Genomic DNA, 5,189 nt, shown 5'->3' on the forward strand with positions numbered 1-5,189 from the left:
GGCCGGGGCGGGCGCGTTGTCGCCCGAGGGCGCGGGCGCGTTGTCGCCGGGCGCGGGGGCCGGCCGGCCCTGCGGGTTGCCGCCCGAACCGCCGGCACCGGTGTCGGTGTTCGCCAGGGGCGGGGCCGCGTTGCCCGGGGTGCCGGGCGCCGGCTGGCCGGAGCCGGTCGAGGCGCTCGGCGAGGGGGTGGCCGTCACCGGGTGCTCGGCCGCCGCCTTCGCCGGCCCGTGCTGACCGCCCTTGGCCAGCATGCCGACGCCGACCGCGCCCGCGCCGACGACGAGCACGGTGAGGCCCACCGCCCAGGCGCGCGGCACCACCTTCGAAGGGCCGCCGTCCCCGCCCCGGACCTCCTTGACGAAGGCCGCCACCATGTTCCGCCGGTCCGTACCGTCCTGCTCGGCCTCAGCCATGATCAACCTCCACGGGCGCGGGCGGGCGCGCGGCCCCCCGACCGAATACGACATGTTCCGGTGCGGGCGCCCGGACGAACAGCCCGTGCCGCTCCGCACACTGATGGTTCGACGGAGCGGGCGCGAGCGGGCGCCGTCGCCGTCTCGCAACCGATCCGAACATCTCAGGCCCCGGCTGCGTAGAACGGAGTGACGGCACGTGACGCAGACCTCCCGACGCGGCTCAGCTGGCGCGACCGCACGGGAGACGGAGAGAGGGAAGGCCGGTTATGCCGACCATAGGCATCGTCGAGGACCACCGCATGACACGCATGGGGATCGAGCAGGTCCTGGCCCGCAGCCCCCGGCTGGAAGTGATCGCCTCGGTGGACACCGTGCACGACCTGGCCGAGAGCGGGCTCCGCCCCGACGTGGTGGTGCTGGACCCCACTCCCTACTCCGGCACGTCCGTCCTGCACGTGATCGGCGCCCTGAGCGCCAGCAGCGCGGTCCTGGTCCTCTCGCCGTCGGCCGAGCCCAGGGACCTGCTGACCGCGCTCAAGGCCGGCGCGTACGGCTTCGTCACCAAGCACGCCGACGACACCGAGTTCCTGTCCGCCGTCGAGGCGGTCGCCCGCGGCAGCTTCTACCTGGCGGCGGGCCTGGGCGGCCACCTCCACTCCGAGCTGAGCCGTCGCAGCCCCGGCGAGAGCCAGGGCCTGGCCCGCCGCGAGGTGGAGACGCTGCGGCTGATCGCCCAGGGCTACACCCACGGCCAGATCGCCCGGCTGATGGCGCTCAGCGAAGCCACCGTCAACACCTACGTGAAGCGGATCCGGGCCAAGCTCAACGCCGGCAACAAGGCGGAGCTGACCCGCAAGGCGATCGAACTGGGCTACGTCGACGAGACCGGTCCCGAGCCGGCGGCCTCCCCCGACCCGACGGCTCCCGCCGCGGTGGCGGACCCCCTCCGGTTCGGCGTCCCGGAGCAGTTGAGGGTCCACCAGCTCAGCGGGCGCTAGGCCCTCCGACCGGCCGTCCGACCGGCCGCCCGGGACCGGCCGGGGCAGGACCGGGCGGCGGTCCGCCCGGCAGGCCGTCCGGCTCACAGGTGGTGTCCGAACGCGGCGAGGTTCTGGAACACGCCGAACACCCCGAGCGCCAGCGGCACCGCGGCCACCCCGCAGAGCGTGCCCAGCACGTTCAGCGCCGGCGGCCGCGCGGCCTCGCGGGCCGCCGTACGGCGGAAGGACAGCGCCACCCCGGTGCCCGCCATCAGCACCCCGACCACGCAGAGCGCCACCGGGCCGACCCAGCCGGGAGCCGCCATCGCCTCGGGCGCGAACAGCAGGGTGGTGGCCAGGCCGACCGCGCCGGCCACCACCACGGGGGCCGCCTCGGCGAGCAGCCGGAAGGTTCCCGCCCGCAGCAGCGCGGCGACCGCCAGGCAGCCCGCCAGCGCCGGCGGGTAGCCGCCGTGCGCCGAGCCCAGCACGGCCAGCGCGACGGCCAGCAGCAGGGAGACCGCGGCGGTCCAGCAGAGCAGCAGGGTCCGCGCCCGGTGCACCATCACGCGGACCGCGCCGTCCTCCGACCCGCGCTCGGTGGGCCACAGCGCGGCCAGCTGGCCGGCCAGCCAGGGCGCGATCAGCAGCATCCCGTAGCCGACCACGGCCACCGCGGCCGCGCCCTGGGCGAGGTCCGCGTGCACCGCCTCCAGCAGCCCCACCACGGCCGCCCCGGCCACGCCGAACAGCAGCACGGCGGCGGCGACCACCGAGGGCGCCGCCCAGAGCGCGGCCCCGGCGCCGACCATCGCCCCCAGCGCCGCCGCGGTGGCGTTGCCGTCCACGGGGTCGGGCAGGAACCAGCCGGCCACCGCCGCGCAGGGCACGGCGGCCAGCGCGATCGGCAGGCCCAGCCGGGACGGCAGGTCCAGAGTGGAACGGCCCAGCAGCCAGCCGGTGATGACCAGGACGAACGCGGCGCCGACCGCCACCGGGCCGGCCACCGCGCCGGACCAGCCGCCGCGCGAGGCGGCCGTCACGCAGGCGGCGGCCAGGCCGAGCGCGCCCAGGACCGTCGCGCAGACCGCGCGGGCGCGTGAGGTCCAGCGCAGGTCTCCGAAGGAGTCGGCGACGTCGGCGACCAGCTCGTCGACGTCGCGGATCAGCGGTTCCTCGAACTCGCCCTCGGCGGCGTCCCGCAGGTACAGCAGCTGGCCGTCCTGCACCCCGGCCTCGCGCAGCGAGGAGACGGGGTGGAGCGTCGGCCCGCCCGGCACCGCCAGCGACCACGCCGCCGGCAGCGCCTCCAGCTCCTCCTGGCCGACCAGTCGGGCCAGCGTCGTGACGTATTCCGCGATCGGGGCGGCGGCGGGGACCGCGAGGTCCACCCGCTTGTGTTCGCCGACCACTGTCACTCGGCAGTGCCCGTCAGCCATGCGTAGCTCTCTTGCCCTCGTTCATGCGGAATGTCGTACGGATGGCGGCCGCCCACGACGACGGCGGCGGCCCCGGCCTCAGCGCCGGCCGGCGGTGTTGTTCCAGGTCTGCGAGTTGGCCCACTCGGCGCTGCTGTAGTTCGCCCAGTTGACGTTCATGGCGTGCGCGATCTGGCCGAGCACGCCGTCGGGGCCGAACAGCCCCTCGGCCGCGATGTTCCACTCGGCCTGGAGCCCCTGGTAGTAGCCGGAGGCCGCGCCCTGCCAGAGCTCCGGCAGCTGGTTCAGGTACATGGCCAGCTCGTGCAGCTGCTGGGCGATGTCGGCCGCCTGCGCGTTGAGGTAGGGACCGGCGTGCTCCAGGTCCTGCTGGACGCTGATCGGGACGGCGTCGGAGAAACTCATCGCGGTGCTCCTGGGAGGGGGTGGGGAGGGACGCGGCGTCAGAACTTGGCGGCGGGCAGCGTCACCTTGCGGAGGTTGGCGAGGTTCGCCTGCTCCGACTCGACGTAGTTGACGTAGTTGCCGCGCAGCCCGGAGGCGATGTCGGTGAGCGCGTCGTGCATCATGCGCGCGTAGATGTCGTAGTCGGCCATCAGCACCTCGAAGGCGCCGTGCGCCGAGCCCTGCCAGCAGCCGCTCAGCCCCGCGACGTACGTCCGGAGCGTGGCGATCTTGGTGTCGATCTCGCCGGCCTGGTTGGTCACGTAGACGGACGCCGCGGAGACGTCGTCGGGCGTGACCTTGTAGCCGCCCATCGACGGACCGCCACTGCCCGTGGTGTTGCCCGGCGTCGTCATCCCTGGCCCCTTCGACGTCTGCTGACGGAGAGCGAGCGGCGGCCGGCCGCCACCCGTCGGGGCGCGGCCGCGAGCACCACGCCCGGATTGTCGCCGCCAGCCTCCCCCACCACCCCGGGACGCCTCCAGTCACCGTTTCGGATGTCCCTCGCCCCCTCCCCACCCCCGCCCCGCCGCGGCCTCGCCCCCTCCCCGCCGCGGCCCCGGCCGGGAGCCCGGTCCCGGCCGGGGCGGGTCCCGGGAGCCCGCTCCCGGGTGCGCTCTCGTCCTGGGAACCGATGAACTCCCGTGCCCCTGAATGGTCTTCTTGCCGCAGGCCGGGAATCCCCGGCGCCAACCACCAGAGGGGACCCCCGTGTACGAGCACGCACCGCACCACCGCCTTCCGCTCCGCCGCCGCAACGGCCGGCACCGGGTGGCGGTGGCCGTGGCGGCGGCCGCCGCCGTGGCCGCCGGCGTCCTGGCACCGACCGCGGCGTTCGCGGGCGGCAGGCCCGACAGCGTCCAGTCGAGCCTGGACACCCTGGCCAAGGACGACGGCGTGCCCGCCGCGCTGGCCGCCGTCAAGGGCCGCGACGGCCGCACCCGCACCTACACCGCCGGCGTCGGCGACCTCGCCACCGGGGCCAAGGTCCCCACGGACGGCCAGATACGGATCGGCAGCAACACCAAGCCCTTCACCGCGGTCGTCGTCCTCCAGCTCGTCGCCGAAGGAAAGGTGGGCCTGGACTCGCCCGTCGAGACCTACCTGCCGGGCCTGCTGCGCGGCGACGGCATCGACGGGCGCGGCATCACCGTCCGCCAGCTGCTCCAGCACACCAGCGGCCTGCCCGAGTACGTGGACAAGGGCGCCATCCTCGCCAACCCGAACCGGTACTACGAACCGCGCGAGCTCCTCGACGCGGCCCTGGCCCAGAAGGCCCACTTCGCCCCGGGTACGCGGTGGGAGTACAACAACACCAACTACCTGGTGGCCGGCCTGATCATCCAGAAGGTCACCGGGCGGCCGCTCGGCGAGGAGATCAACCGGCGCGTCGTCGACCGCATCGGCCTGCGCCACACCTACTTCCCCACCCCCGGCGACACCACCATCCGCGAGGCCCACCCCAAGGGCTACCACCAGGAAGCCGACGGCTCGTTCCGCGAATACACGGACCTGGACCCGTCCTGGGGCTGGGCGGCGGGCGCCGTCGTCTCCACCACGAGCGACCTCAGCCGCTTCTACGCCGCGCTCCTCGGCGGCCGGCTCCTGCCCACGGCGCAGCTCGCCGAGATGCGCACCACCGTCCCCGCCGACTCGGTGGGTCCCGGCGTCCGCTACGGGCTGGGCCTGATGAGCAACCCGCTGTCCTGCGGCGGCCTGTACTGGGGCCACCTCGGGACCATCCCGGGCTACTTCAGCTCCGGGGGCGCCACCGACGACGGCCGCGCCGCCGGCGTCGCGGTGACCATGATCCCGGGCGACGCGGCCGAGCAGCATGTCAAGGCCGCGGTGGACACGGCCCTCTGCCGCTGACCCGGTCCGAGCGTCCGCACCGGCACGACCACGACCC

At 74.9% G+C, this 5,189-nt stretch carries 5 protein-coding genes and 1 pseudogene; 2 read left to right on the forward strand and 4 right to left on the reverse strand.

From position 1 onward, the window contains the following. A pseudogene (locus ACFU7Z_RS35795) lies at nt 1-414 on the reverse strand (hypothetical protein); the annotation flags it as partial. A 269-nt stretch (nt 415-683) separates the two neighbouring features. On the opposite strand from ACFU7Z_RS35795, the gene ACFU7Z_RS35800 reads away from it, so the two are divergent. Further along, the gene (locus ACFU7Z_RS35800) at nt 684-1,415 is read left to right on the forward strand and encodes a LuxR C-terminal-related transcriptional regulator (RefSeq protein ID WP_380782181.1); all 732 of its coding nucleotides are present in this window, start codon (nt 684-686) and stop codon (nt 1,413-1,415) included. Nucleotides 1,416-1,498: 83 nt separating this feature from the next. Here ACFU7Z_RS35800 and ACFU7Z_RS35805 read toward each other — a convergent pair whose 3' ends face one another. The 3 genes from ACFU7Z_RS35805 to ACFU7Z_RS35815 form a co-directional block, all read right to left on the reverse strand. Beyond that, on the reverse strand, nt 1,499-2,836 hold the full coding sequence (locus ACFU7Z_RS35805; protein ID WP_074004743.1) for an EsaB/YukD family protein: 1,338 nt from the start codon (nt 2,834-2,836) through the stop codon (nt 1,499-1,501). A gap of 78 nt (nt 2,837-2,914) precedes the next feature. Then, the gene (locus tag ACFU7Z_RS35810; RefSeq protein WP_049657206.1) at nt 2,915-3,241 is read right to left on the reverse strand and encodes a WXG100 family type VII secretion target; all 327 of its coding nucleotides are present in this window, start codon (nt 3,239-3,241) and stop codon (nt 2,915-2,917) included. Nucleotides 3,242-3,279: 38 nt separating this feature from the next. Continuing rightward, nucleotides 3,280-3,636: a WXG100 family type VII secretion target gene (locus ACFU7Z_RS35815; protein WP_049657205.1), complete on the reverse strand. Its 357-nt coding sequence runs from the start codon at nt 3,634-3,636 to the stop codon at nt 3,280-3,282. A 355-nt stretch (nt 3,637-3,991) separates the two neighbouring features. Between ACFU7Z_RS35815 and ACFU7Z_RS35820 the strand changes: the two genes are divergently transcribed. After that, nucleotides 3,992-5,152: a serine hydrolase domain-containing protein gene (locus ACFU7Z_RS35820; protein WP_380782183.1), complete on the forward strand. Its 1,161-nt coding sequence runs from the start codon at nt 3,992-3,994 to the stop codon at nt 5,150-5,152. Nucleotides 5,153-5,189: the final 37 nt, after the last annotated feature.

It is taken from the genome of Kitasatospora sp. NPDC057518 (assembly GCF_042802075.1).
Taxonomy (GTDB): domain Bacteria; phylum Actinomycetota; class Actinomycetes; order Streptomycetales; family Streptomycetaceae; genus Kitasatospora.

Coding starts and splice junctions, on each gene's coding strand:
- ACFU7Z_RS35805 (WP_074004743.1), bottom strand. CDS start 2,836: ATGGCTGACGGGCACTGCCGAGTGACAGTGGTCGGCGAACACAAGCGG.
- ACFU7Z_RS35800 (WP_380782181.1), top strand. CDS start 684: ATGCCGACCATAGGCATCGTCGAGGACCACCGCATGACACGCATGGGG.
- ACFU7Z_RS35810 (WP_049657206.1), bottom strand. CDS start 3,241: ATGAGTTTCTCCGACGCCGTCCCGATCAGCGTCCAGCAGGACCTGGAG.
- ACFU7Z_RS35815 (WP_049657205.1), bottom strand. CDS start 3,636: ATGACGACGCCGGGCAACACCACGGGCAGTGGCGGTCCGTCGATGGGC.